We start from the raw sequence: 3,374 nt of genomic DNA on the forward strand, positions 1-3,374 counted from the left end.
TGCCGTCGGCCTCGCGCAGCAGCGTCAATCCGAGCCCGTAGGGGTCGAGGAGCGGGTAGCTCTCGCGCTGCCAGCCGTCGTCGCCGATCGACTGCCGGAAGTACCCGGCCCGGTAGAAGAGGCCGACACCCGTGAGCGGCACCCCGAGGTCGCTCGAGCTCTTGAGGTGGTCACCCGCGAGGATGCCGAGACCGCCGGAGTACTGCGGGAGCGAGCCGTCCACGCCGAACTCGGGGGAGAAGTACGCGATGTGGGCCGGCTTGGCGCCCTCCAGTCGCTGGAACCAGCGGTCGCCGGTCAGGTAGTCGGTGAGTCGCCGGTCCTCCTCGTCCACGCGTACGACGAAGGCCTCGTCGGCGGCGAGCTCATCGAGTCGCTGCTGTCCGACCGCGCCGAGCATCTGGACCGGGTTGCCGCCGACCGCGGCCCACAGATCGGGGTCCATGGAGGCGAACAGGTCGCGCGGCGTCCGCGACCACGACCATCGCCAGTTCGAGGCGAGTCGGTCGAGCGCGGCGAGTGATGGGGCGAGGACGGGGCGGACGGTGAACGTTCGGATGGCCTTCACGCGTGCGAGTCTAGGGCACCTCTGCAAACGCTTGCAGATGCAGGGTGGGACTGCGGAGCGAGCACTCGGGCTAGGCTGACGACATGGCCATTGCACGACTTTCCGGTGGACCGCTCGACGGGCAGATCATCCCGCTCGACGAGGCCGCCGACGATTCGATCATCGTCCCCTACGGCGAAGGGCAGCTGGTCTACCGCCGCGGCAGCGCGGACATCCACACGGGGGACGCCGACGGGCCGACCGAGGCGCAGTTCGTCTACGTCGAGGCCACGGAGGACATCAACCCCGACCCGGACGGCCGGGACGACTGAGCCGTTGAGCGGCACCGACGCCGCGGTCGGGCCGCAGCCGTCCGCGGCCGCGAGCCGGACGGAGCCGAGCCGGAGTCTTGAGGTCGAGCGCACGTACGACGTCGAGGACGATACCGCGCTTCCGGATTGGACGGCGCTCCCCGGCGTCGCCGCGGTGGGGGATGCGGAGGTGCGGCAGCTCGACGCCCGGTACCTGGACACCGAGGACCTCGCCCTCGCGCGGGCCCGCGTCGCCTTGCGCCGGCGAGAGGGCGGCCCGGACGCCGGATGGCACGTCAAGATCTCGGCGGCGGACGGTCGACACGAATGGCACTGGCCGCTGGACGCCGCCCCCGCCCCGGGGGACGACGGCATCGTGGCGGTCCCGGAGGATGTCGCCGGTGCGGTCGCGCGCTGGGCCGCCGGTCCGTTCCTGCCGCTCGCGAGGATCCGGAACCGCCGCACGGCATATGCGCTCCGCGACGCGGACGGCGCCCTGGTGGCCGAAGTGGTGGACGATCGGGTGACGGCCGTCGCCGAGCGGCGCGGGACGCAGACGTCCTGGCGAGAGTGGGAAGTGGAGCTCGGTCCGGCGGCACCCGCGGACACGGCGGCGTTCTTCGCCGCTGTGGATGACGCCGTCCGCAGCGTGGGCGGAGAGCCCGCGGCATCCGACTCCAAGCTCGGCCGCGCGATCTCGGGGTGACGCCCGCCCACATGCGACGACGCCGCCCCCGGCTTCGATCGGGGCGGCGTCGCGCGACTGGGCAGCAGTCTAGAGGTTGATCATGTGTCCCACGAGGCCGTGGAACGCCTCCTGCACCGCCTCCGAGAGCGTCGGGTGGGTGTGCACGTTGCGGGCCGCCTCGAGCGCGGTGAGGTCCCACTTCTGGGCGAGGGTCAGCTCGGGCAGGAGCTCGGAGACGTCCGGGCCGATGAGGTGCCCGCCGAGGAGCTCCAGGTGCTCGCCGTCGGCGATGAGCTTGACGAAGCCGACGGGCTCGCCCAATCCGTTCGCCTTGCCGTTCGCCGAGAACGGGAACTTCGCCACCTTGACGTCGTAGCCGGCGTCGCGCGCCTGCTGCTCGGTCAGGCCGAACGAGGCCACCTGCGGCGAGCAGAACGTGGCACGGGGCATCATGCGGTAGTCGCCGAGCGGCATGGTCTCGGCCTTTCCGATCGTCTCGGCGGCCACCACGCCCTGCGCCTCCGCGACGTGCGCGAGCTGCAGCTTGGCGGTCACGTCGCCGATGGCGAAGATGTGCGGCACGTTGGTGCGCATGTAGTCGTCGATGGCGATCGCGCCGCGCTCGGTCAGCTTCACGCCCGTGTTCTCCAGGCCGAAGCCCTCCACATTGGGAGCGAAGCCGACCGACATCAGCACCTTGTCGGCCTCGATGGACCCGGCGTTGCCGTCCTTGTCCGTGTACGTCACGGTGACGGAGTCGCCCTTGTCGGTGATGGACTCCACCTTGGTCGAGGTGAGGATGTCGACGCCGTAGCCCTTGTACTGGCGCTGGATCTCCTTGGAGACGTCGGCGTCCTCGTTCGGGAGCGCGCGGTCCAGGAACTCGATGATCGTGACCTTCACGCCGTAGTTGGTGAGCACGTAGCCGAACTCCATGCCGATCGCGCCCGCGCCGACGATGACGATCGACGAGGGGAGCTCACGGGTGAGGATCTGCTCCTCGTAGGTGACGACGTTGCCGCCGATCTGCACGCCGGGAAGCGTCCGCACCGTCGACCCGGTAGAGACGATCGCGTTGTCGAAGGTCACCTGCTCGACCGAGCCGTCCGTCTTCTTCACGTCGATCGTGTGCGCGTCGACGAAGGTGCCGCGACCCTCGTACTCGGTGACCTTGTTCTTCTTCATCAGGAAGTGGATGCCCTTGACGTGGGTCGCCGCCACGGTGCGGCTGCGATCCCAGGCCACCCCGAAGTCGAAGTGGACGTCGCCGGAGATACCGAACAGATCGGCCTTCGCGTGGAACGTGTGCGCCAGGTCTGCGTTGCGCAGCAGCGCCTTCGAGGGGATGCACCCCACATTCAGGCAGACGCCGCCCCAGTACTTCTCTTCGATGATGGCGACCGACAGACCGAGCTGCGCGCTGCGCACGGCCGCGACGTACCCGCCGGGGCCCGCGCCGAGGATGACGACGTCGTAGTGAGGCATGCCTCAAGCCTATCGGTCGGCGTCGCCCTCGGACTCGGCCGGCGGGTCGGTCGCGGGAGGCGGCGTGCGCCGTCCGCGGGACACCACGAGGTAGGCCGTCCCGGCGATCGCCGCCACCGTGAGCGCGCCGAGGATGATCCACGGCGCGGGGGACGAGCCGGTCCCCCCGCTGGACGCGGTCGGGCTCGCAGACGGTCGTGGCGCGACGGGCGCGACTGTCGCGGAGGCACTCGTTGCCGGGGTCGAGGAGGCAGCCGGCGCGAGGGTGAACGTGAACGACTTCGACACCGGATGCCCGTCCCGGGACACCACCCGCCACAGCACCGTGACCGTGCCGGCCGCC

5 protein-coding genes are annotated in these 3,374 nt (G+C 70.5%); 2 read left to right on the top strand and 3 right to left on the bottom strand.

Annotated features, from left to right (window positions below):
* Nucleotides 1–568 (bottom strand): DUF3417 domain-containing protein (locus BGO15_RS09810; protein WP_286748152.1); only part of this gene is annotated, 568 nt, incomplete at its 3' end.
* Between the two features lie 83 nt (nucleotides 569–651).
* Here BGO15_RS09810 and BGO15_RS09815 point away from each other — a divergent pair.
* Both BGO15_RS09815 and BGO15_RS09820 read left to right on the top strand, forming a co-directional pair.
* On the top strand, nucleotides 652–879 hold the full coding sequence (locus BGO15_RS09815; protein WP_286748153.1) for a response regulator: 228 nt from the start codon (nucleotides 652–654) through the stop codon (nucleotides 877–879).
* A 4-nt stretch (nucleotides 880–883) separates the two neighbouring features.
* Nucleotides 884–1,564, top strand: coding sequence for a CYTH domain-containing protein (locus BGO15_RS09820; RefSeq protein WP_286748154.1), 681 nt, complete (start codon nucleotides 884–886; stop codon nucleotides 1,562–1,564).
* A 69-nt stretch (nucleotides 1,565–1,633) separates the two neighbouring features.
* On the opposite strand, the gene lpdA is transcribed toward BGO15_RS09820, so the two are convergent.
* Entirely contained in the window at nucleotides 1,634–3,031 is a 1,398-nt protein-coding gene (gene lpdA / locus BGO15_RS09825; RefSeq protein ID WP_286748155.1) for a dihydrolipoyl dehydrogenase, read from the bottom strand.
* Between the two features lie 9 nt (nucleotides 3,032–3,040).
* A partial coding sequence (locus BGO15_RS09830; RefSeq protein WP_286748156.1) for a copper resistance protein CopC occupies nucleotides 3,041–3,374 on the bottom strand: 334 nt, incomplete at its 5' end.

Origin of the sequence: Microbacterium sp. 71-23, from assembly GCF_001897265.1 — a bacterium.
Taxonomy (GTDB): Bacteria; Actinomycetota; Actinomycetes; order Actinomycetales; family Microbacteriaceae; genus Microbacterium; species Microbacterium ginsengisoli.